Genomic DNA, 23,344 nt, shown 5'->3' on the forward strand with positions numbered 1-23,344 from the left:
GATTCTACCCGATGCGTGGTGCCTCGCGGCAAGCCAACGGTCACGCGATGCACGTGATACTAGCCGCTACCCTGCCGCGGCCAGCCGGTCGCGTGCAAGCTCGGCGAAGAATTCGCAGACTACCGCCAGCTCGCGCGTGCGCTTGAACGGCGGCAGGCTTTGCCAGATGCGGCGGCCGTAGGGCTTGGAGATCAGGCGCGGGTCGCAGATCATCAGCACACCGCGGTCGGTCTCGTCACGGATCAGGCGGCCCGCGCCCTGCTTGAGGTTGATGATGGCAGCCGGCAGCTGATGATGCATGAAGCCGTTCATGCCCTTCTTTTCGAGCGCTTCGATGCGCGCAGCCAGCACAGGATCGTCGGGCGGCGAGAACGGCAGCTTGTCGATGATGACCAGCGACAGCGCCTCGCCACGCACGTCGATGCCTTCCCAGAAACTCTGGCTGCCGACCAGCACGCCGTTGCCGGCGGCGCGGAAGCGATCCAACAGTTCGGTACGCCCGGCTTCGCCCTGCACCATCAGCGGGAACGGCAGCTTGTTGCGCTCGAATTCCTCGCGCAGGCGTTCGGCCACGCGGTTGACCGCGCGCAGCGTGGTGCACAGGAAGAAGGTACGACCGCCCGCCGCCTGGATCACCGGCAGCGCGGCATCGATGACGGCATCGGTATATTCGAAGGAATTCGGCTGCGGCAGCTTGTCCGGCACATAGAGAATGCCCTGGTTGCCATAGTCGAAGGGACTGGGCCAGGTTTGCGCCGGCTCGTCCCACAGCCCCATCTGCGCGCTGTAATGGGTGAAGTCGTTCTTCACCGCCAGCGTCGCCGAGGTGAAGATCCACGAGCGCGGCATGCCTTCGCGCTGCTTGTTGAAGATGGGCGCAATCGACAGCGGCGTGCGGTGCAACTGAAGCGAGGACGAGAACGCCTCCACCCACAGCACGCTTTCCTGGCCGATGATGACGTCGCCGGCCGGCTTGTTCCAGGCTTCCAGCCGCGCCGCCAGTTCCAGCGCACGCACGCGGCACTGCTCGATGGTGTCGGCGCGCTCGGCCTGGCGCTCGAGCACGGCGATCATGCCGTCGAGCTTTTCCTTGAGGACGTCCAGCGCCGGGAAGAACGGACTGGACGGTGCGATCTGTGCCACCGCCAGCCGCACCACGTCCTGCGGAAAAGTCAGCCGCAGGTCGCGCGCCGCCTTCTCCACCACCGTCACGGTGGCGGGCCAGTCGGCGCCGTCGCGCGCGTGCGCCAGCCCTTCGGCCAGCACATCGCGGCACAGTTCGAGCACCTGCGAGGTCGAGACCGTCTCGCCGAAGAACAGCGTGGCGGTTTCCGGCAACTGGTGCGCCTCGTCGAAGATCACGGTGTTGGCGGCCGGCAGCAGCTCGGCCACGCCGGTATCCTTCAATGCCACGTCGGCAAAGAACAGGTGGTGGTTGACCACCACCACATCGGCCTGCTGCGCTTCCTTGCGCGCCTTCATGACGAAGCAGTCCTGGTAGTACTGGCATTCGGCGCCCATGCAGGTGTCGCGCGTCGAGGTCACCAGGTTCCAGACCGAGGCGGTCTCCGGCACCAGCGACAGCTCGGCCTTGTCGCCGGTACTGGTGGTCTTCATGAAGCGCGAAATCTCGCGCAGGTAGCCGACGTCCTCGCGCGCGGTCAGGCGACCGTTCTGCTGGGTGCGTTCGAGGTGGAAGTGGCACAGGTAGTTGGCACGCCCTTTCAACAGCGCGACCGACACTGGTGCGCTCAAGGCACGCCGCACCGACGGGATGTCGCGCTGGAAAAGCTGGTCCTGCAGGTTCTTGGTGCCGGTCGAGACGATGACCTTGCCGCCCCACAGCAGCGCTGGCACCAGATAGGCGAAGGTCTTGCCGGTGCCGGTGCCGGCCTCGGCGATCAGGGTTTCGCGGTTGCCGATGGCGCGCGCGATCGCCTTGGCCATCTGGGTCTGCGCATGGCGCGGACGAAAGCCGCCGACGGCCTGCCCGAGCGGGCTGCCGGTGCCGAACAGGCGATCGATTTCCGCATCGTGATCGATCGGTTCGGGAATGGCGGAAGGCTCGGGAATCAAGACAGTCGGGGAAATTCGTTGGCGGTGATAAAAAGGAAAACCGAAGCAGACGTCATACCGCAGCGGGAAATGACGACATGGCGAATGGCGATCAGGCCGGAATGTCCGGCACCAGCTGCATCCTGAGCAGCATGATGTTGTCCTTGAGCTGGAGCTTGCGTTTCTTGAGGCGGCGCAGTTGCAGTTCGTCGTACGGACCGGCCTGGACCAGCGTAGTGATGACCATGTCCAGGTCCCGGTGCTCCACTTCCAGTTCGACGATCCGGCGCTGGATATCCTGTGATGAACTCATTTCATGAACGCATTCGCGAGAAAAACATGTAAGACCGCCTGTCGTAAAGATGCACGACAGTGCATCAATAGCCGGCAATTTCGACGAAAAAACGGAAATTGTTAAATTTCATGATTAAAATGCAACTTCTCGACAAAAACATTCTTACAATTGCTTGCAGCATGCCGCTGGCGCAGAATGCATAATCGCCGATCGACATTCGTGAACGCGTAGTTTAATCCACCAGCACGCATGAGCCAATACAAGATAGAAGCCGGTACCGGCCAGCACATCGGAGACAGGGACGAACAACAGGATCGCACGGCGCTGCTGACCGCGCCCAAGGCGCCCGGCTACCTGCTGGCCGTGGTGGCCGACGGCATGGGCGGCCGCTCGGGCGGCACGCTGGCGGCCGAGCAGGTGATCCATACCGCGCGTCAGGCGTTCGAACGGTTTTCTCCGCTGACCGATACCCCCGAGACCATCCTGCATGCCATCGCCAACGAGGCGGACACGGTCATACGCCTGTCCGCGCTTTCGTCCGAGAAGCAACCCCACAGCACCGTCGTCCTGCTGATCGTCACGCCGCAGGGACAGGCGATCTGGGGACATGCGGGAGATTCGCGGCTTTATCATTTCTCCGGCCCGAACTGCACCACGCGCACCAGGGATCACACGTATCAGGCGCATCTGGCGGCGCAGCATCCCGATGGCAAAGTGCCGGCCGTTGCCCCGGAACAGGCGCACATGCTGGTCAATTTCCTGGGCGGCAAGCCGATCGCGCCCGGCCTGACGATCGATCGGCGCGATGTGCTGCAGGCGGGGGATGCCTTCCTGCTCTGCACCGATGGCCTCTGGCAGTATTTCAAGGAAGCCGAACTGGGCGCGGCAATCGCGGCCCATTCGCCGCGCAAGGCCTGCGAAATGCTGATCGACAAGGCGCGCATGCGGGCAAACGGCAGCAGAGCCGATAACTGCACGCTCGCCATCATCAAGTTCACGCCTCCGGACCCCACGGTGCGGGAATACACGGCAAAGACCATGCGCCGCGCCGTCTGATGCCAGGATGATCATTTTCCATGTCTTGTCCGCATCACGTTATTTCAAGGAAACTCTTTTCGTTGCGAACCGGTCTCATCATCTTGAGCCGCAGCACGGCAGGCATGGCATCCGCTCTCCATATAGATTAAATTGAACCGCGCAGACGATCCGCACTGCGCCACAGACCGGCAAACAAAGTGGCCCTGAAAAATTCCTTTCTCCAGCGTTTCAATTTCGACAGCCTGCGCATCCGGCTGCTCGTGCTCGTGCTGCTGGCCATCATCCCGCCCGTGATTCTTACCGTCTATGGCGCCTGGAAGGAGCGCCAGCAGGCGATCTCGATGGCCGAGGACAATCTTCAGCAACTGACGCAGCTGGCCGCCACCAGCGAGGCGCGCCTGCTCGAAGGATCGCGGCAGCTGCTGAGCGTGCTATCCACCGTGCCGGAACTGCGCGGCAATCCGCGCACCTGCGAACGGTTCCTGGCCGGGGTGCAGAAACGCAACGAGGGCTACGTCAATTTCGGCCTCATCCAGTTGAACGGCGAGGTCACCTGCAGCGCCTACCCGCTGACGGAAAAGGTCAATCTCGCCAATCGGGATTATTTCCAGCGTACCGTGGCCGAAGGTCGTTTCGTTGCAGGCGATTATGTGTTCGGCAACCGTACCCGCAAGCACGTCATCAATCTCGGCTATCCGGTGCTTTCCGCCAAGGGCGAAGTGGCCGCCGTGCTGTTCGCCTCCATCGACCTCAGCTATCTGGACCGTTTCGTCAGCGATATCGCGCTGCCCGCGGGCGCGGTCCTGATCACGGCAGACAGCCGTGGCACCATCATCGCGCGGCGGCCCGAACCGGAAAAATGGATAGGCACGCGTACCGCCCCCTCGCTGTTCGACGTCATGATCAAGGTCGGCTTCGGCACCTCGGAACTGACGGATGCAGACGGCATCACGCGGCTCCACGCTTTCGCCCCGGTCGGCACTTCCGATATTTCCGGCTACAAGGTCAGTATCGGCATTCCGATGAGCGACATCGTGGCGCCCGCCAACCGCCTGCAGATGATGGAACTGGCAACCCTGGCGATCATTGCCCTGCTGGCGCTGGCAGCCGCCTGGTTCGTCGGCGACGTCATCATCCTGCGTCGGGTCAAGGCACTGGTGCGCACCGCCAACCAGATCGCGGCCGGCAACCTGCACGCGCGCACCGGCATCCGCCACGGCAAGGAAGAAATCAGCCAGCTCGCGCGCGCCTTCGACACCATGGTGATCTCGCTGCAGCAGAACGAGGCCGACCGCGCACAGTCGGCGGCGGTGCTGTTCATGGAAAAGGAACGCGCGCAGGTCACGCTGGAATCGATTGCCGACGCCGTCATCACCACCGACCGCCGCGGCCATATCGAATACATGAATCCGGTCGCGGAGCAGCTGACCGGCTGGACCAAGGCAGAAGCCGAAGGCCTGCCTTCGTCGGTGGTATTCCGCATCGTCAACGGCTTCACGCGCGAACCGGTCGCCAACCCGGTGGAAGCAGCGCTGGAGCTGCAGGACAGCGTGGAACTCAGCAAGGACACCGTGCTCTTGAGCCGCGACGGGCTCGAATATGCGGTGGAAGATTCGGCGGCACCGATCCGCGACCGCGACGGCCGTCTGACCGGCGTGGTGCTCGTATTCCACGACGTCACCGATTCGCGCAAGCTGGCGATCCAGTTGTCGCACCAGGCCGCGCACGATCCGCTGACCGGCCTCTTCAACCGCCGCGAATTCGAACGCCGGCTCGGCCTTGCCATCGAGGGACTGGCGCGGCAGTCGCGCCAGCATGCGCTGCTCTATCTCGATCTCGACCAGTTCAAGATCGTCAACGATACCTGCGGCCACAGCGCCGGCGACGAACTGCTGCGCCAGATCACGGCGCTGCTGCAACCGCTGGTGCGCGACAGCGATACGCTGGCGCGTCTCGGCGGCGACGAGTTCGGCGCCTTCCTCGAGAACTGCTCGCCGGAATCGGCCTCGCGCATCGCCGAGAAGCTGCGTCGCACCATCTGCGACTTCCAGTTCGTCTGGCAGGACAAGATCTTCCCGATCGGCGTCTCGATCGGTCTCGTCAACTTCAGCACCAACCAGTTGTCGCTGCCCGATCTGCTGAGCGCGGCCGATACCGCCTGCTACATGGCGAAGGATGCCGGCCGCAACCGCGTCCACATCTATCATCCGGAAGACCACCTGGTTTCGCGCGAGGGCGAGGTCAAGTGGAACGAGCGGATCCAGAAGGCATTCGAAAACGACCGTTTCCGCCTGCTGTCGCAGCGCATCGTCAATCTGCGTCCGGGCGGCGACGAGCATCTGTTCGACGAACTCTGCCTGTACCTCGAAGACGACAACGGCAAGCTGATCCCGCCGTCCGCCTTCATTCCGGCCGCCGAACGCTATCATTTCATGCCGACCATCGACCGCTGGATCGTGCGCAACGCCTTCGAGCGGCATGCAGCCACGCTGCATGCGGCGGGCGGCATCGGCCATCACCTGCTGATGATGCGCATCTCGGGCACCTCGCTGGACGACGAACACTTCCTCGATTTCATCCACACCCAGTTCGACGAATTCGATCTGCCCTACGAATCGATCTGCTTCGCGCTGGCGGAAACCACGGCCATCACCAACCTGACGCGTGCACTGGCGCTGATCGGTGCGCTCAAGCAGCGCGGCTGCCGCTTCGCGCTCGACGACTTCGGCAGCGGCATGTCGTCGTTCGCCTATCTGAAGCATCTGCACGTGGATTTCCTGAAGATCGACGGCAACTACATCAAGGGCATCACGACCGACCCGGTCGACTATGCCAAGGTCGAAGCCATCGAGCGCATTGCCACCGTGATGGGACTGAAGACCATCGCACAGAAGGTCGACGATCCGGAAACGCTGACCCAGTTGCAGCACATCGGCATCAGCTATGCACAGGGTGCAGTGATCGGTGCCGCCACCCTGTTCTATCCGCCTGTGGCAGCTAACAACGTCATCGACATCCCACAAGCAAAAACGGCCTGACGGCCGTTTTTTTTGGAACATCATGGCGCACCGAATGCGCCGCTGGTCATGCTTACTTGCGCGAGAACAGCACGCCGAGCACCAGACCGACACCCGCCGAAATCGCCACCGCGCGCCATGGATTCTGGTGCACGTAATCATCCGTGGTGGCTGCCACTTCCTTGGTGCGTGCCGCAGCCACGGTCGGAACCTCGCGCGCAGCTGCCAGTGCCGACTGGAACAGCTCGGCGCACTTGGTGCTGAGCTCGTTCGCCTTTTCCTCCGCTGCCGCCTGCGCATCGCGTGCGAGTGCCTTGGCATCCTTCTCAAGGTTCTTCACATCGTCCGCCAGGTCTTCGACTTTTGCATTCATCATTGACTCCTTTTCACAATAAATGACCGGACGCCCGCTTCTTTCGGAAGACAGGCGGCCGGTCTCACAAAACAACGATCAAAGCGAAGCGACGCGGCTGCGGTCACGCAGCTTCTTGACCACGTCGTGGTTTTGCAGCACGCCCTGGAACTGGCGTTCCACAACCGCCTTCACATCCAGCGGCAGCGGTTTTTCCAGCGCCTCGCGATAGCTGCGCACGGCCACATCCTCGCCGCGTTCGCATTCATTGAGAATGGCTTCGTCATCCTTGCCCATGATGGCCGACTTGATATCGACCCAGCGGCGATGCAGGGTGCCGCTGAGGCTGCCCTTGGTTTCCGGCGTACCGCCATGGGCGATGACCAGCCCCTTCAGTTCCTGCGCCGCTGCCGCACAACCGGCTGCCAGCGTCAGGAAAGGCTGCTTGAACTGACCGTCGCTGATATCTTCTGCACAAGTCTTGAAGCCCAGCTCGCCATCCTTGCAGGTTTCAATCAGGTCGTTGAGAGTGGAGATCACGTCTTCGTTTTTCATGTCGCTTCCTTTCGAGAGTTTGCCCGGTCCGCCTGCGCGGACTGGCAAAAGGTTCGTGGGGCCCGGCCGGAACAGAAGTACCCTGCCAGCAACGGATTTCTGAAGAAGCATGCGCATCGAAAGACACGCCAACAGTGAAAACCACTATGCTACAAAGCCCCTGCTGCCTCTGTTCGACAACACACATTCGGCCGCGCCAAAGGTTGCCTGCTGGGCACCACAGTTAAGGAAGATTTACATTCGCGCCCCGCGTAATATCATGCGTCACGGTACAATCGCGCAAGCCTCATTCATTTCCCAATGGAAACTTTCATACATCCCGCGTCACTACCGGCCTCGGCGCACCGGTAAGATTGATTTCCCCGTCCACGCCGCTTTTCTCCGACACCGCTTCCATGTTGACCGCGCATCATGATTTGCTTCTCGTGGCAATCTCCATTCTGGTTGCCTTTCTCGCCTCCTATACGGCGCTCGACATGGCTGCGCGCATCCACTCCACCACGCCCAGAGCAGCCATGCTCTGGCTGGCCGGTGGTTCGGTCGCGATGGGAATCGGTATCTGGTCCATGCATTTCGTCGGCATGCTGGCATTTCGCCTGCCGATTTCACTCGGCTACGACATCGGCCTCACCCTGCTGTCGCTGCTGATCGCCATCATTGCCTCCGCCTTTGCCCTGTGGCGTGTCAATCAGCCGCAGCTATCGTGGCGACAATTGGGCGCAAGCGCACTCCTGATGGGTTCCGGCATTGCCGCCATGCATTACACCGGCATGGCGGCAATGCGCATGACACCCGGCATCGAGTACGATCCCTTGCTCTTCGCCCTGTCGGTCCTGATCGCCGTCGCCGCTTCCGGTGCCGCCATCTGGATCGCCTTCAAACTGCGCAGGAATACGCCGCACGTGCTGATCACACGTATCGCCGCAGCGCTGGTCATGGGACTGGCCATCAGCGGCATGCACTACACCGGCATGCAAGCGGCGAGTTTTCCGATCGGCAGCATCTGCGGCGCGGCGACCGCCGGCGTTACGCCTGGCTGGCTGGCGCTGGTGGTGATCATCGTCACGCTCGCGGTGCTGGCGATCGCCCTGCTCACCTCGGTGCTCGATGCGCGGCTCGAGTCACAGACCAGCCTGCTGGCCCGTTCGCTGGCCGTCGCCAATCAGGAACTGGTGCAGCAGGCGCTGCAGGACAACCTGACCAAGCTGCCGAACCGCACCCTGCTCGAGGATCGACTCGACCAGATGCTGCACAAGGCCGTGCGCATGCAGACGCGCTTTGCACTGATGTTCATCGATCTCGACGGCTTCAAGGCCATCAACGACTCGCTCGGCCATCATGTCGGCGATCTGCTGCTGGTCGAGGTCGCGCAACGCATCAAGCACGACATCCGCGGCCAGGACACCGCAGCCCGGCTCGGCGGCGACGAGTTCGTGGTGCTGATCGAGGTACGCGATCCGGAAGACGCGGCAACCGTGGCCGACAAGCTCTGCAATGCCATCGGCGAACCCTTCCACATACAGAATCATCCGCTGACCGTGTCTGCCAGCATCGGCATCTCGATCTATCCCGAGGATGGACGTACCGCGCATGAGCTACTGGTCAATGCCGACGCCGCGATGTATCACACCAAGGGCAGCGGTCGCAATGGCTACCATTTCTTCGAAGCCTCGATGAATACCAATGCGCACAATCAGCTCCAATTGATTCAGGACCTGCGCCATGCGCTCAAGCACGGCGAATTCCGGCTCCATTACCAACCCAAGCATAACGCACCGGACAACAGCATCATCGGCGTCGAGGCGCTGCTGCGCTGGCAGCATCCGACACGCGGCCTGCTGGCCCCGGCCGACTTCATTGCGGTGGCGGAAAAGACCGGATTGATCGTCCCCATCGGCGACTGGGTGCTGGACGAGGCATGCCGGCAGATGCGCGAATGGCGCGACCAGGGCTACACCAACTGGAAGATGTCGGTCAATCTGTCCGCGGTGCAGTTCACCAACGGCCATCTGACCGATCACGTCGCAGCCACATTGAAGAAATACGAACTGCCGCCACAGAGCCTGATGCTGGAAGTGACGGAGTCAACCGCCATGCAGGACGTCGAGGCGAGCATGACGATCCTTACCGAACTGGCCGTGCTGGGTGTCGATATTTCGATCGACGACTTTGGCACCGGCTATTCGAGTCTGCTCTATCTGAAGCGCCTGCCCGCCTGCGAGCTCAAGATCGACCGCGGTTTCATCAAGAACCTCGCACAGAATGCCGACGATGCGTCGATCGTGTCGGCCATCGTGGCGCTTGGCCACTCACTGAACCTGAATATCGTGGCCGAAGGCGTGGAAACCGAAAAGCAGCAGGCGCTGCTCAAGTCCCTGGGTTGCGACACGCTGCAAGGCTATCTGCTGGGACGGCCGATGGAGCCTTCCCAACTCATGCGACAGATGAAGAACGCGGCATGGCTCCCTTCCGGAGCATGAACCTGTCTGGCGGCGCCAGCGCTCAACGCGCGCACACCATGTCATGCCCGGGAGCCGTACCTGCATGCCAGGACTCATGCAAGGCGATATAGATGCCGAAATCCGCGCGCTGCGCCTGGTGCGCAACATCGACCGCCACCGCTTCCGGAACGACCGGCGACCATGCCACGATGACGGCTACCGCAAACATGCACAACAACAGAACAGCCGCCCCTGCCAGATAAGCGGAACGCATTGCCTTCACAGCAACCTCCCTGTCCGGATTGTTCCTGATGAAATCCTACTCCGGCTGTCGGTGTGATCTGTGCGTTACGTCACCTAACTTTCCCGGACGAAAACAAAAAGGGACTTGCATGATGGCAAGTCCCTTCAGCAAACGATAGGCCGCGTCAGTGTTCGTCGGGCGCTTCCGGCTTGGTCTGCACGATGCTGACCGGACGTCCCTTGGCCCAGCGCCAGAAATAGACGCCGTAGCCCGACAGGCCATACAGCACGAACAGGCCGAACAATACCTTGGGCGGATCACTCGAGATCGCGACGAAAGCCAGCACGATCAGGAACACCGCGATGAACGGTACCGACTTGCGGTAGTTGATGTCCTTGAAGCTGTAGAACGGTACGTTGGTCACCATCGTCAACCCCGCGTAGAGCGTGATGATCCATGCCGGCACGCTGAGTTCGGGGCCGGCGTAGCCGAGGTCTTGCATGAGCCAGATGAAGCCCGCCACCAGCGCTGCGGCCGCCGGGCTAGGCAATCCCTGGAAATAGCGCTTGTCGACCACCTGGATGTTGGTGTTGAAGCGCGCAAGCCGCAAGGCGCCACCCGCACAATAGACGAAAGCGGCCAGCCAGCCCAGCTTGCCCAGATCATGCAGCGCCCATTCATAGACCACCAGCGCCGGCGCCGCACCGAACGAGACCATGTCGGCCAGGCTGTCGTACTGCGCGCCGAACTCGCTCTGCGTATTTGTCAGGCGCGCCACACGGCCATCGATCGCATCGAGCAGCATGGCCGCGAAGATCGCGATCGCGGCATTCTCGAACTGCTGGCCCATCGCCATCACGATCGCATAGAAGCCGCAGAACAGGCCGGCAGTGGTGAAGGCATTCGGCAGCAGGTAGATGCCGCGCCGGCGCGCGCGTGGCGGCAGAAGCGTTTCCTCCGCTTTGACCTCACGCACGACATGATTGGTGCGTGCGAGTTTGCCCAGAGGACGCGGCTTGACATGAGGAGAGGGTTTCTTCGCCTTGCGACGATTGAAGCTGGACATGCGAGTTCCGCTGAGAAGGTGGCGCGTTGAGGATGAAAATCAGGATGCGTAGTGTAGCAGACACTCTTCCAATCTCTTGCCTTTCGCAAACTCGCGCAGCACAACGCCAGCAAAAAGGGCACCGCCGTCCCATGACAGGCGATGCCCCTCCATATCCCGATGCCGCCCTGCCAGGACGGCATGTTTTTCTCAGCGGAAGCGCACCTTGCCAACCACGCGCATCGTCAACGTGGTTTCGCCAGGTTCGAAACTTGGCTCCTCGACCTGCGGCGCGCCATCGGCCACCATGGCCGCACGCATCATCTTGGGTGCGGCAGCTTCCTGCGCATAGTTGCCCGAACCTTCGAAGTCGACCGTATCGAGCACGGCATCAGCCGGGTTGCGGCCCATGGCGCGCGCAATGGCGACGATGCGCTCGTTCAGGTTGCGGTAGGTCGCTTCGATGCGCTGTGCATCGAGCTTGCGCGTGGTCTCATCGGTCAGGCCGAACTGCAGGCCGTTCAGCGCCAGCACACCCTGCGCAGCCGCCACCGTTTTCGGCAGGCCAGTCAGATTGGTGGTCTTCACGTCCAGATACTGGCCGACGCGCCAGCCGACGATCTGGCGCTGCTTGCTCGTGCTGCGCGGCTGAGGCTGTTCATCCGCATACACCGCATACGTGTAATAACCACGCGTGCTCAACACGGCATTCGGATCCTGCTTGCGCACGATATCCATGCCCTGCCTCATCTTCTGATTGACGCGGGACGCTGCTGCCGCCTTGTCCTTGTCCTGCTCCTCGATGGTCAGCGTCAGTACCGCCTGATCGTTCGCATGCTTGACTTCGCCATAGGCAGGCACGATCACCAGGGTACCGCTGGTCTGCACCGGTGCCGGCACCTGCGCAATGGCGGCGGCACCTGCGGTGGCGCACAACAGGCCGACGAATAGGGTTTTGAGTCGTGACATCGTGATCTCCGTAAGTATGATGATGATCGAAGGCGGCATCTGCCGCTGCGTGGATGAGACACGAATCGCAAGGGAATAGTTCTTTCCCGAAAGGAAAGACGGCTCCAGTTTAGTGCAAGCAAATGTAAAAACGAAAAGCCACGCAAGTGCGTGGCTTTTCGTCCGAGCGCTGTGTTCGCTTGCAAGCGAACACAGCATGATGCCCTACTGCTTTCGAAATGAATTAGTTCTTCGTTTGATCGACGAGTTTGTTCTTGGCGATCCAAGGCACGTGAGGACGATAAAAAAGCCACGCAAGTGCGTGGCTTTTCGTCCGAGCGCTGTGTTCGCTTGCAAGCGAACACAGCATGATGCCTTACCGTGATAAGGGATCAGTTCTTCGTTTGATCGACGAGTTTGTTCTTGGCGATCCAAGGCATCATCGCACGCAGCTTCGCACCCACTTCTTCGATCTGGTGTTCTGCGGTCAGACGACGGCGCGAGATCAGCGTCGGTGCGCCAGCCTTGTTTTCAAGGATGAAGCTCTTCGCGTATTCGCCGGTCTGGATGTCCTTCAGGCACTGACGCATCGCGTTCTTGGTGTCTTCGGTCACGACGCGCGGGCCGGTCACGTACTCGCCGTATTCGGCGTTGTTCGAGATCGAGTAGTTCATGTTGGCGATACCGCCTTCATAGATCAGGTCGACGATCAGCTTCAGTTCGTGCAGGCATTCGAAGTACGCCATTTCCGGTGCATAGCCGGCTTCCACCAGCGTTTCGAAACCGGCCTTGATCAGTTCGACGGCACCGCCGCACAGCACGGCCTGCTCGCCGAACAGGTCGGTTTCGGTTTCTTCACGGAAGTTGGTTTCGATGATACCGGCACGGCCGCCGCCGTTGGCCATCGCGTACGACAGCGCGATGTCGCGTGCAACACCCGATTTGTCTTGATAAACGGCGATCAGGTGCGGCACGCCGCCGCCTTGCGAGTAGGTACCGCGCACGGTGTGGCCCGGTGCCTTCGGTGCGATCATGATGACGTCGAGGTCGGCACGCGGCACGACCTGGCCGTAGTGGACATTGAAGCCGTGGGCGAAGGCCAGAACGGCGCCTTGCTTGGCGTTCGGCGCGACGTTTTCGTTGTAGACCTGCGCGATGTTTTCGTCCGGCAGCAGGATCATGATGACGTCGGCAGCCTTGACTGCGTCGTTGACTTCGGCAACCTTCAGACCGGCCTTGGCGACCTTGTCCCAGGAAGCGCCGCCCTTGCGCAGACCGACCGTCACGTTGACGCCGGAGTCGCTCAGGTTCTGTGCATGTGCGTGGCCTTGCGAACCGTACCCGATGATGGCAACGTTTTTACCTTTGATCAGCGACAGGTCACAGTCTTTATCGTAGAAAACTTTCATGATGTTCCTAATTGATGTGGATGTTGTTGGGTTGAATAGAACAGCTTAGATCTTGAGGATGCGTTCGCCGCGGCCGATGCCCGAACCGCCGGTACGCACGGTTTCGAGGATCGCGGTGCGGTCGATCGAATCGATGAAGGCATCGAGCTTGGACTTGTTGCCTGTCAGTTCGATGGTGTAGGTCTTGTCGGTGACGTCGACGATACGGCCGCGGAAGATATCGGTGGTGCGCTTGATTTCCTCGCGCTCCTTGCCGACGGCGCGGATCTTGATCAGCATCAGTTCGCGTTCGATGAACGCGCCCTCGGTCAGATCGACGACCTTCACGACCTCGATCAGGCGATTCAAGTGCTTGGTGATCTGTTCGATCACGTCGTCCGAACCGCTGGTGACGATGGTCATGCGCGACAGCGTGGCGTCCTCGGTCGGCGCCACCGTCAGCGTTTCGATGTTGTAGGCGCGTGCCGAGAACAGGCCGACCACGCGCGACAGTGCGCCCGCTTCGTTTTCAAGCAATACAGAAATGATGTGACGCATTACAGTTCCTCCGAGCCCAGCAGCATTTCGGTCAGGCCCTTGCCGGTCTTGACCATGGGCCAGACATTCTCGGTTTGATCCGTAATGATGTTCATGAATACCAGGCGATCCTTCATGTCGAACGCTTCTTTCAGCGCGCCGTCGAGATCGGCCGGCTTGTCGATGGTCATACCGACGTGGCCGTACGATTCGACCAGCTTGTCGAAGTCGGGCAGCGAATCCATGTACGACTCGGAATAGCGCGAACCGTACTCGAGCTGCTGCCACTGGCGCACCATGCCGAGGAAACGGTTGTTCAACAGGATGATCTTGGGCGTCAGGTGATACTGCTTGCAGGTGGCGAGTTCCTGGATGCACATCTGCACCGAGGCTTCGCCGGTGATGCAGGCAACCGTCGCATCCGGGTTGGCCATCTGCACGCCCATCGCGTACGGCAGGCCGACACCCATGGTGCCCAGGCCGCCGGAGTTGATCCAGCGGCGCGGCTTGTCGAACGGATAGTACTGCGCAGCCCACATCTGGTGCTGGCCGACATCGGAGGTGATGAAGGCATCGCCCTTGGTGACCTGCCAGACCTTTTCGATGACCGACTGCGGCTTGATGACCTCGGTCGACGGCGTGTATTTCAGGCACTCGCGCTTGCGCCATTCGTTGATCTGCTTCCACCAGTCGGACAGCGCGGCGCTGTTCGGCTTGGCTTCGGCGGCGTCGAGCTGTGCCAGCAGTTCCTGCAGCACTTCCTTGACGTTGCCGACGATCGGAATATCGACCTTGACGCGCTTGGAGATCGACGACGGATCGATGTCGATGTGGATGATCTTGCGCGGGTTCAGCGCGAAATGCTTGGGATTGCCGATCACACGGTCGTCGAAGCGCGCGCCGATGGCGATCATCACGTCCGAGTGCTGCATCGCCATGTTGGCTTCGTATGTGCCGTGCATGCCGGGCATACCGACGAACTTGTCGCTGGTGGCCTTGTAGGCGCCAAGACCCATCAGGGTATTGGTGCACGGATAGCCGAGCTTGTCGACCAGGCGATTGAGTTCTTCCGATGCGTTGGCGAGAATCACGCCGCCGCCGGTATAGATCATCGGACGCTCGGCCTGCAGCAGCAGTTGCACTGCCTTGCGAATCTGGCCCGAGTGGCCCTTGTCGACCGGCTTGTACGAGCGCATCTCGACTTCCTTCGGATAGGCGAAGGTCGTCTTGTGCATCGTGATGTCCTTCGGGATATCGATCAGCACCGGGCCGGGACGGCCGGTGGTGGCGATATAGAAGGCCTTCTTCATCGTCTCCGCCAGGTCCTTGACGTCCTTGACGAGGAAGTTGTGTTTGACGCATGGGCGCGTGATGCCCACGGTGTCGCACTCCTGGAACGCATCGAGGCCGATCGCGTGCGACGGCACCTGACCCGAGATGATGATCATCGGGATCGAATCCATGTAGGCGGTGGCAAGGCCGGTGATGGCGTTGGTCACGCCGGGACCCGAGGTCACGATGCAGACGCCGACCTTGTTCGAGCTGCGCGAATACGCGTCGGCGGCGTGGACGGCGGCCTGTTCGTGGCGCACCAGGATGTGCTGGAATTTGCTGTGGCTGAAGATGGCGTCGTAGATGTAGAGCACTGCGCCGCCGGGATAGCCGAACACGTGTTCGACACCTTCTTCCGCGAGACAGCGTACGACGATTTCCGCCCCGGTGATTTCTTCACCGATGGCGTTGTTGCTTGTTTCCGAGGTCATGCTTTAACGTCCTTTCAAGGTCCATTGGAAATTGATCGGATGCTCTCTCCTGGTGACACCGCAGCCGGTACCAGTGTTCGGATGTCCCTTTATTGTGCGGTCACGCCGATTCTTCACACATCTGTAGATGTGCTGCAAACCAGCGCTGGACGCGACTCGTTCGACCCGAGGTACTGGAACAGGTATTTGCGGAATCTCGCGCTTGTGGCGCGGGTTAGAGCAAACAGCTTTCAAAGTGAAGCGCATTTCCGACAACATTGCATGATGAGCAACACGCCGAAAACGAAGAGGCCTTCGCGATGGCGAAGGGAACGATACGTTACTGCGTTGCACCATCATGGTCAAGTCAAATCGCCGGAAAGCGGCGCAAATCGGGCGTTTTCGCACAAATCCACGCCACAAACGAGGCTTTTTTGCTAGGATGCGTGGCAACCACAGAACACCCCTATTCAACTCCACTACCCGTCCCCTTCCCACCTTCCCGGCAGCGCTGTTTCCTTGCACTGCACCGCAATGGCAACCGACAAAGAACTTTCCGATTTTCTTGAAGATGTGGAGCGTCGCGCCTTCAAGCAGGCGCTGTATGCGGTACGCAAGGAAGAGTCCGCGCTCGACGTGGTGCAGGACGCGATGATCAAGCTGGCCGAGAAATACGGTGACAAGCCGGCCGCCGAACTGCCGATGCTGTTCCAGCGCATCCTGCAGAACACGATTCGCGACCACTTCCGCCGCGAAAAGGTGCGCAGTTCGTGGATCAGCCTGTTCTCCGCCTTCGGCCGGCAGGACGAGCAGGAACACTTTGACGCCCTTGATATCATAGAAGCGCCGGAAGACAGCTACGGCGGCGAAAACGGACAGAACCGGCTGGAACGCAGCCAGATTCTTGCCATCATTGAAAGCGAAGTCCAGAATCTGCCGCCGCGTCAACGCGAAGCCTTCCTCATGCGTTACTGGCAGGACTTGAGCGTCACCGAGACCGCCGCCGTGATGGGATGTTCGGAAGGCAGCGTCAAGACGCATTGCTCACGTGCCACCCATGCCTTGGCCGCCGCCCTCAAGGTCAGAGGAATCACCCTATGAATGCAGAAAAAGAGCTCCGTACCGCCTATCGCCTGCGTCATGCACTGGATGAACGCAGCAACGACCTGCCGCCTGCCACGCGCGAGCGGCTGGCCGCCGCACGCCGCACCGCGCTGTCGCGCAGGAAGGCCGAAACCGAGGCCACGCAATATGCCATGCAGGCAGCCGGCATGCCACGCCTGCGCCTGCCCTCGATGGGCGACCCGCGCGCCTGGTTCGGCCGCCTCGGACTGGCCCTGCCGCTGGCAGCCCTGGTGTTCGGCCTGATCGGCATTTACCAGCACGAGCAGCGCCAGCAGATCATCGATACCGCCGAGCTCGACGCCGAGGTGCTGACCGACGAATTGCCGATCTCTGCCTGGCTCGATCATGGCTTCGAGGCTTTCGTGAGCCGCGAAGGGCAGGATTGATGACACAAGGCCTTGCCCAGCGCCCGGCCCGGCATCGCGTCGCCATCTGGCTGCGCGCCTGCCTGCTGTCGGCCGTGCTAGGCATGACAGGCATTGCGCCAATACCATCGGCGCTGGCGCAAACCGGCAAGAATGCCAAACCGGCCGCTGCCAGCAGTACCGACTGGAAGAAGCTGACACCTGTCCAGCGCCAGATACTGCAACCGTTGCAAAAGGATTGGCATCGCCTGGACACCTTCCGCCGCGAAAAGTGGCTGGAACTCGCCAACCGCTTTGCGACCATGAGTCCAGCCGACCAGGCCCGCATGCAGGAGCGCATGCGCGACTGGGCCGCACTCTCGCCCGAGCAACGCAAGCTGGCGCGCGAACACTACCAGCGCGTCAAGAAACTCAATGTCGAGAAGAACCGGCGGTGGGAGCAGTACCAGCAGTTGCCGGAAGAAAGAAAAAAGGAACTGGCCGACAGCGCCCCGACGAAGAAGCGCCTGACCAATCCGCCGCGCGCAAAGTCCTCGGCATCCAAGCCCGAGGCCCTGCCCCAGACGCCTGCGACACAGGCCGCGTCCGCCGTACCGCCGGCTGCCGGCGAAACGCCTGCCGTGACACCACCGCCGCAGCCGGATCTGCCGCAAGCCGAATCACTCCCTGTACAATCGTCGTCATCTTCGCCCTGAACCGCGACGCATGCGACCGACAACGACCGATCCTTCCATCCCCACCATCAAGCGCCGCCTGACCGTCATGCTGTACGAGGCGGTCCTGCTGTTCGGCGTGCTCGCGATCGCCGGCCTGCTGTTCTCCATTCTGTTCCAGCAGCGCCATGCGCTCTACCTGCGCCATGCGATGCAGATCTGGCTGCTGATCGTGGTCGGTGTCTATTTCGTCTGGTTCTGGACCCATAGCGGCCAGACGCTGCCGATGAAGACCTGGCGTCTGCGGCTGGTCACGGCCGATGGCCATGCGCTGCCGCTCAGGCAAGCCGTTGCACGTTACCTGCTGGCATGGCTGTGGTTCCTGCCGGGCCTGGCAATCGCGTGGGTGCTCGGCGCCAGAGGCTGGATGGCGGTCGCCATCATCGGTGCCAACATGGCGGCATGGATACTCTCGGCGCACCTGCATCCGAGCCGGCAGTTCCTGCACGACCGCATCGCCGGCACACGACTGATCCAGTTACCCAAAAACCCGCCCGTCGCGCAACCATAGCCGACGGCCACATCCGATTTTGCTCATGAACATCCAATCCATTTGCGTCTATTGCGGCTCCTCTTTCGGTAATCAGACCGTGTATGCAGAAGCGGCGCGCTCACTGGCCGGCGCGCTGGCCGCGCGTAACATCGGCCTCGTCTATGGCGGCGGCAACGTCGGCCTGATGGGCGTGATCGCCAATGAAATGCTGCGTCTCGGCGGCGAAGTCACGGGCGTCATCCCGCAGGCGCTGATGGACAAGGAAGTCGGCCACAAGGGACTCACGCACATTCATGTGGTCAAGGACATGCACGAGCGCAAGGCCATGATGGCGGCGCTGTCGGACGGCTTCATCGCGCTGCCCGGCGGCATCGGCACGCTGGAGGAACTGTTCGAGATGCTGACGTGGTCGCAGCTCGACTTTCACCAGAAGCCGATCGGCGTACTGAACGTGGAAGGGTTTTATGCGGGGTTGATCTGCTTTCTGCAGAACCTCGTCGATACCGGCTTCGTCAAGGCTGAGCAGGCCGCGCTGATGATGCACGAGGACAACGCAGACGCTCTGCTGCAACGCCTGCAGACCTGGGTGCCGCAGAAGAGCACCAAGCTGCGCGACGCCCTCGCCGCGCAGGCGCTGTTTCCCTGATCAGATTTGATGGACTCAGGCGTCCAGCGCCTGACGGAAGTCCTCGACCAGATCCCCGGTATCCTCGATGCCGACCGACACGCGGATCAGCGATTCGGCGATGCCCATGCTGGCGCGGCGCTCGGGTCCCATCTCGTAGAAGATCGTGTGCGCGACCGGGATCACCAGCGTGCGCGTGTCGCCAAGGTTGCTGGCCGATACGCCGAGCTGCAGGCGGTTCAGGTAATCGAAGCAGTCGATGCCCTCCTTCAGCTCGAAACTGAACAGACTGCCGAAGCTGCGGAACAGGCGCTTGCTCAGCGCATGCTGCGGATGCGAAGCCAGGCCCGGATAATGCACGGCCGCCACGCGCTCGTCGGCTTCCAGCATCTGCGAGATTGCCAGCGCGTTCGCGCATTCGCGCTCCATGCGCAACGCCATCGTTTCCGATCCGACCGCCAGATGATGCGCGGCCTCCGGCCCCAGCGAGGCGCCGAAATCGCGCAGCGCCTTGGCACGGATCTGCGCCATGCCCCAATTGGCAGCGGGATTCTTTTTGTACGTATCCAGGATGTTCGGGAAGGTCTTCCAGTCGAACTCGCCGGTATCGGTCAGTGCACCGCCCAGCGCATTGCCGTGGCCGCCGATCGACTTGGTCAGCGAATTGATGACGATGCCGGCGCCGACCGTCTTTGGCTTGAACAGGTAGGGCGAGGTCATCGTGTTGTCAACCACATACAGGATGCCGCGCTCGGCGCACAGCTTGCCGATGCGTTCGAGGTCGGCCACTTGCGTGCGCGGATTGGCGATGGTTTCGACGAACACGATCTTCGTCTGCGGCGTCAGCGCCGCTTCGACGTTGGCGACATCGGTCGCATCCACCATCGCCACATCGACACCCTGCAACGCCACCGTCTGCCACAGGCTGTTGGTATTGCCGAACAAAAAGGCCGACGACACCACATGGTCGCCGGCGCGCAGCAGCGCCTGCGCCAGCGCGCCGATGGCCGCCATGCCGGTGGCAAAGCAGATCGTCATCGTGCCTTCTTCCATGCGCGTGATCTTGTCCTCGAGCGCCGATACCGTCGGGTTGCCCTGGCGGCCGTAGCGGTAGCCGGGCTGGCGGCCCTGGAACACCGTCGCCAGATCGCGCGCGTCGTCGTAGCCGAACGCGACCGAGGTGTGAATCGGCTTGTGCAGCGAGCCGTGCTCGATGCCCTTCTGGCGGTCGCTGTGCAGCGTGGTGGTGGTGAAGCCGTATTTTTTCTTGTCGTTCATGGTGGTCCGTAAAAAAGAAAAAGCCTGATTGCACACAACGCCGTGCGCAATCAGGCCTCGAATCAGCAAGGCGTGATCAGTCGACTTGCGCCAGGTTCAGGTCCAGTTGCGAGCGGATGCTTTCCTCTGTCGACGATTTCGAATTATTACGCGCAAACTCGATACGGTCGAGATAGTCGCGCGTAATGTCGCCAGTCACATAGACGCCGTCGAAGCACGATGCCTCCAGGCTCTTCAGCGCCGGGTTCACGTCCGAGATCGAACGGCGCAGCGCCTCGATGTCCTGGTAGATCAGCGCATCTGCCGTGATCTCGCGGCAGACTTCCTCTTCGGTACGGCCGTAGGCGATCAGTTCGGCGCGCGTCGGCATGTCGATGCCATAGACGTTCGGATACTTGACCGGTGGCGCAGCCGAGGCAAAGATTACTTTCTTGGCGCCCGATTCGCGCGCCATCTGCACGATCTCGCGACTCGTCGTGCCGCGCACGATGGAATCGTCGACCAACAGCACGTTCTTGCCCTTGAACTCGGCGCTGATGGCGTTGAGCTTCTGACGCACCGATTTCTTGCGCGTGCCCTGTCCCGGCATGATGAAGGTACGACCGATGTAGCGGTTCTTGATGAAGCCTTCGCGGTACTCGATACCGAGCTTGTGCGCCAGTTCCATCGCAGCTGGGCGCGAGGAATCGGGGATCGGCATGACGACGTCGATGTCGCCAAGCGGAAACTCGCGCGCGATCTTCTCCGCCAGGTATTCGCCCATTTTCAAACGCGTCGCATAGACCGAGGCGCCGTCGATGACCGAATCCGGACGTGCGAAATAGACGTATTCGAAGGCGCACGGATTGAGCGAAGGATTCTCGGCGCACTGCTGGTTGTAGAGCTTGCCCTCGGTATCGATGAAGATCGCCTCGCCCGGCAGCACGTCGCGCAGGAAGCGGAAGCCCAGGCCCTCGAGCGCCACCGATTCGCTGGCGATCAGGTATTCGGTGCCCTTGTCGGTCTCGCTGAAGCCGATGCACAGCGGACGGATGCCAAACGGATCGCGGAACGCCAACAGGCCATGGCCGGCGATCTGCGCCGTCACCGCATAGGAACCGCGCACGCGCTTGTGCAGCACCGACACTGCCTTGAACAGCGCGGCCGGATCGAGCGAGTAGCCGGTGGTGGCCTGCTGGATTTCGTGCGCCAGCACGTTCAGCAGGACTTCCGAATCGGAGGTCGTATTGATGTGGCGGCGGTCGTTCTTGAACATCTCGATCTTGAGCTGTTCCCAGTTGGTCAGGTTGCCGTTGTGCGCGAGGATGATGCCGAACGGCGCATTGACGTAGAACGGCTGCGCTTCCTCTTCGCTGGACGAACCGGCAGTCGGATAGCGCACCTGGCCCACGCCCGAGGTGCCGGGCAGCGAACGCATGTTGCGAGTACGAAACACATCGCGCACCAGGCCGTTGGCCTTGTGCATGGCGAACGCATGGCCGCTGTCGGTGGCGATGCCGGCGGCATCCTGCCCGCGGTGCTGCAACAGCAGCAATGCATCGTAGATGAGTTGATTAACAGGGTTGTGGGAAACGACGCCGACAATGCCACACATGGTGGACTCCTCAACAAGAACAACAAATGGGTGCAGCCGAAACCGGCCGACTGCCTGAAACCTTACTGACCGAAACGGATGTGCTGCGTGAACTCACCCGGCAGGAACGGCATCACCGTCTGTGCCGCGGTTTCCGCCATCGGACTGAACAATGCATCCTTCCACAATGGCTGTTGCGGAATCTCGGTCATGCCGCACAGCAGCACGGCCGCCATCACGATCACCAGCCCGCGCGCCAGACCGAACAGGCCACCCAGGCCGCGGTCCGCCAGCGTCAGGCCGGCCGCCTTGATCACTGCATCCAGCGTCATCGACAACAATCCCATCAGGATGCGCACGCCGACGAACAGCGCCAGGAACGAAACGATCAGGCGCAAGGTATTGCCTTCGATCATCTGCGGCAGCCACGGCGCCAGCGTCTCGCCGTAGGCATTGGCGACGACGAAGGCGACGATCCAGCTCAGCAACGACAATATTTCCTTCACCAGCCCGCGCAGCGTGCTGATCAGCACCGAGCAGGCGAGCACGAACAGCACCAGATAATCGAAAACCGTCACGATCGATCAGCCGCATCCTGCCACTGCGCGCGCACACCGCATCAGTGCGCCGTCATGGTGCCGCTCAGGCCGATCGCACTCAGCTTGGCGCGCGCCTTTTCCGCTTCGGCTTCGTTGGCAAACGGTCCCACGCGCACGCGGATGCGATCGCCGGCAGCGGTCGATACCTTCTGTGTATACGATTTCAGGCCGGCTGCCTGCAATTTCTTCTGCAATTCATTGACCTTGTCCTGCGACGCAAGTGCCGCAACCTGCAGCGCAACCTTGCCGGAACCGGCCGGGGCGGCAGCCTGCGCCGGCGCGGCGGCGGGCTTGGCCGGCTTGTCGGCGGCCGGCGGCTTGCCTTCCAAGATGGCGCGCGCACGCGCGGCTTCAGCGGAGGTATCGGATTTGTCGATGGCAGGTGGCTGCGGCGGCTTGGGCGGTTCGACCTTGGCGACCGGCGGCGGTGCCGGTGGTGCGGCAGGAACAGGCGCCGGCGCCGGTGTTGCCGTCACGGCAGGGGTCTCGGATGCAGGCTTGGCGGCCGGCTTGGGCGGCTCCACCACTTCCTCGCCGTCGCCCAGCGAGGCGCGCGAATCGTCTGCGGATGCCGCGGGCTTGCTGTCGGCCCTGGCGGTGACCGGCGGCGTATCTTTGGAAGGAATCTGGATGCTGATGTCGTCGGACAGCGGCCTGGGCTCGGAATCGAGGATCATCGGCAGGCCGATCACGGCCGCCAGCACCAGAGCGACTGCGCCAACCAGGCGGCGACGCGCGCGTTTCTTTTCGGGCAGCACCGGATCGACGGGCTGGTCGCGCTTGCCCTTGCGTCTGCTGCGACCGGTTTGTTGTTCTTCATCAGCGCGGGAGTAAAAATCGCTGTCGCGTGCCGACGATTCCTGCCGGTCTTTACGAAAAAACGAGAACAAGCCCATATGATTCAGTGGTCAATTCG

22 protein-coding genes are annotated in these 23,344 nt (G+C 61.6%); 9 read left to right on the forward strand and 13 right to left on the reverse strand.

Going from position 1 to position 23,344, the window contains the following annotated elements; genetic code table 11:
- Positions 1-66: 66 nt before the first annotated feature.
- Together yoaA and IEV38_RS06150 are read right to left on the reverse strand one after the other, a co-directional pair.
- The gene (yoaA, locus tag IEV38_RS06145) at positions 67-2,076 is read right to left on the reverse strand and encodes a DNA repair helicase YoaA (RefSeq protein WP_188395276.1); all 2,010 of its coding nucleotides are present in this window, start codon (positions 2,074-2,076) and stop codon (positions 67-69) included.
- Positions 2,077-2,167: 91 nt separating this feature from the next.
- On the reverse strand, positions 2,168-2,368 hold the full coding sequence (locus IEV38_RS06150; protein WP_188395277.1) for a YdcH family protein: 201 nt from the start codon (positions 2,366-2,368) through the stop codon (positions 2,168-2,170).
- A gap of 231 nt (positions 2,369-2,599) precedes the next feature.
- On the opposite strand from IEV38_RS06150, the gene IEV38_RS06155 reads away from it, so the two are divergent.
- Complete coding sequence (locus IEV38_RS06155; protein WP_188395278.1) at positions 2,600-3,406, forward strand: PP2C family protein-serine/threonine phosphatase; 807 nt, start codon at positions 2,600-2,602, stop codon at positions 3,404-3,406.
- Between the two features lie 179 nt (positions 3,407-3,585).
- On the forward strand, positions 3,586-6,426 hold the full coding sequence (locus tag IEV38_RS06160; RefSeq protein ID WP_229728821.1) for an EAL domain-containing protein: 2,841 nt from the start codon (positions 3,586-3,588) through the stop codon (positions 6,424-6,426).
- A 52-nt stretch (positions 6,427-6,478) separates the two neighbouring features.
- On the opposite strand, the gene IEV38_RS06165 is transcribed toward IEV38_RS06160, so the two are convergent.
- Both IEV38_RS06165 and IEV38_RS06170 read right to left on the reverse strand, forming a co-directional pair.
- Complete coding sequence (locus IEV38_RS06165; RefSeq protein ID WP_229728823.1) at positions 6,479-6,781, reverse strand: ElaB/YgaM/YqjD family protein; 303 nt, start codon at positions 6,779-6,781, stop codon at positions 6,479-6,481.
- A gap of 75 nt (positions 6,782-6,856) precedes the next feature.
- Positions 6,857-7,312, reverse strand: coding sequence for a ferritin-like domain-containing protein (locus tag IEV38_RS06170; protein WP_188395279.1), 456 nt, complete (start codon positions 7,310-7,312; stop codon positions 6,857-6,859).
- Positions 7,313-7,707: 395 nt separating this feature from the next.
- Between IEV38_RS06170 and IEV38_RS06175 the strand changes: the two genes are divergently transcribed.
- Both IEV38_RS06175 and IEV38_RS15260 read left to right on the forward strand, forming a co-directional pair.
- The gene (locus IEV38_RS06175) at positions 7,708-9,792 is read left to right on the forward strand and encodes a putative bifunctional diguanylate cyclase/phosphodiesterase (protein WP_188395280.1); all 2,085 of its coding nucleotides are present in this window, start codon (positions 7,708-7,710) and stop codon (positions 9,790-9,792) included.
- Between the two features lie 76 nt (positions 9,793-9,868).
- Positions 9,869-10,093 (forward strand): hypothetical protein, encoded by a 225-nt coding sequence (locus tag IEV38_RS15260; RefSeq protein ID WP_229728824.1) that lies wholly within the window; start codon positions 9,869-9,871, stop codon positions 10,091-10,093.
- A gap of 88 nt (positions 10,094-10,181) precedes the next feature.
- On the opposite strand, the gene pssA is transcribed toward IEV38_RS15260, so the two are convergent.
- From pssA to IEV38_RS06205, 5 genes are all read right to left on the reverse strand, one after another.
- Complete coding sequence (gene pssA / locus IEV38_RS06185) at positions 10,182-11,063, reverse strand: CDP-diacylglycerol--serine O-phosphatidyltransferase (protein ID WP_188395282.1); 882 nt, start codon at positions 11,061-11,063, stop codon at positions 10,182-10,184.
- A 189-nt stretch (positions 11,064-11,252) separates the two neighbouring features.
- Complete coding sequence (locus IEV38_RS06190) at positions 11,253-12,011, reverse strand: SIMPL domain-containing protein (protein ID WP_188395283.1); 759 nt, start codon at positions 12,009-12,011, stop codon at positions 11,253-11,255.
- A gap of 371 nt (positions 12,012-12,382) precedes the next feature.
- Complete coding sequence (ilvC, locus tag IEV38_RS06195) at positions 12,383-13,399, reverse strand: ketol-acid reductoisomerase (protein WP_188395284.1); 1,017 nt, start codon at positions 13,397-13,399, stop codon at positions 12,383-12,385.
- A gap of 45 nt (positions 13,400-13,444) precedes the next feature.
- Complete coding sequence (gene ilvN / locus IEV38_RS06200) at positions 13,445-13,936, reverse strand: acetolactate synthase small subunit (RefSeq protein ID WP_188395285.1); 492 nt, start codon at positions 13,934-13,936, stop codon at positions 13,445-13,447.
- Positions 13,936-15,678 (reverse strand): acetolactate synthase 3 catalytic subunit, encoded by a 1,743-nt coding sequence (locus IEV38_RS06205; RefSeq protein ID WP_188395286.1) that lies wholly within the window; start codon positions 15,676-15,678, stop codon positions 13,936-13,938. Before IEV38_RS06205 ends, ilvN begins: the two co-directional genes overlap by 1 nt.
- Before the next feature lie 513 nt (positions 15,679-16,191).
- On the opposite strand from IEV38_RS06205, the gene IEV38_RS06210 reads away from it, so the two are divergent.
- Genes IEV38_RS06210 through IEV38_RS06230 form a run of 5 tightly spaced genes read left to right on the forward strand, consistent with a single transcriptional unit; the run spans position 16,192 to position 18,999 of the window.
- Entirely contained in the window at positions 16,192-16,758 is a 567-nt protein-coding gene (locus IEV38_RS06210) for an RNA polymerase sigma factor (protein ID WP_188395287.1), read from the forward strand.
- Positions 16,755-17,168, forward strand: coding sequence for a DUF3619 family protein (locus IEV38_RS06215; protein WP_188395288.1), 414 nt, complete (start codon positions 16,755-16,757; stop codon positions 17,166-17,168). The genes IEV38_RS06210 and IEV38_RS06215 overlap by 4 nt, the downstream gene beginning before the upstream one ends.
- Complete coding sequence (locus IEV38_RS06220) at positions 17,168-17,842, forward strand: DUF3106 domain-containing protein (protein ID WP_188395289.1); 675 nt, start codon at positions 17,168-17,170, stop codon at positions 17,840-17,842. The genes IEV38_RS06215 and IEV38_RS06220 overlap by 1 nt, the downstream gene beginning before the upstream one ends.
- Before the next feature lie 10 nt (positions 17,843-17,852).
- Positions 17,853-18,371 carry an RDD family protein gene (locus IEV38_RS06225; RefSeq protein ID WP_188395290.1) on the forward strand — a complete coding sequence of 173 codons (519 nt, stop codon included), beginning with the start codon at positions 17,853-17,855 and terminating at the stop codon, positions 18,369-18,371.
- A gap of 31 nt (positions 18,372-18,402) precedes the next feature.
- Positions 18,403-18,999: an LOG family protein gene (locus tag IEV38_RS06230; RefSeq protein WP_188395469.1), complete on the forward strand. Its 597-nt coding sequence runs from the start codon at positions 18,403-18,405 to the stop codon at positions 18,997-18,999.
- A gap of 15 nt (positions 19,000-19,014) precedes the next feature.
- On the opposite strand, the gene IEV38_RS06235 is transcribed toward IEV38_RS06230, so the two are convergent.
- The 4 genes from IEV38_RS06235 to IEV38_RS06250 form a co-directional block, all read right to left on the reverse strand.
- Complete coding sequence (locus IEV38_RS06235; RefSeq protein ID WP_188395291.1) at positions 19,015-20,256, reverse strand: cystathionine gamma-synthase family protein; 1,242 nt, start codon at positions 20,254-20,256, stop codon at positions 19,015-19,017.
- A 76-nt stretch (positions 20,257-20,332) separates the two neighbouring features.
- A complete protein-coding gene (gene purF, locus IEV38_RS06240; protein ID WP_188395292.1) occupies positions 20,333-21,850 on the reverse strand; it encodes an amidophosphoribosyltransferase in 1,518 nt (505 codons plus the stop codon).
- A 62-nt stretch (positions 21,851-21,912) separates the two neighbouring features.
- Positions 21,913-22,407: a CvpA family protein gene (locus tag IEV38_RS06245; RefSeq protein ID WP_188395293.1), complete on the reverse strand. Its 495-nt coding sequence runs from the start codon at positions 22,405-22,407 to the stop codon at positions 21,913-21,915.
- A 41-nt stretch (positions 22,408-22,448) separates the two neighbouring features.
- A complete protein-coding gene (locus IEV38_RS06250; protein WP_188395294.1) occupies positions 22,449-23,324 on the reverse strand; it encodes an SPOR domain-containing protein in 876 nt (291 codons plus the stop codon).
- Positions 23,325-23,344: the final 20 nt, after the last annotated feature.

Origin of the sequence: Oxalicibacterium flavum, from assembly GCF_014635065.1 — a bacterium.
GTDB lineage: Bacteria > Pseudomonadota > Gammaproteobacteria > Burkholderiales > Burkholderiaceae_D > Oxalicibacterium > Oxalicibacterium flavum.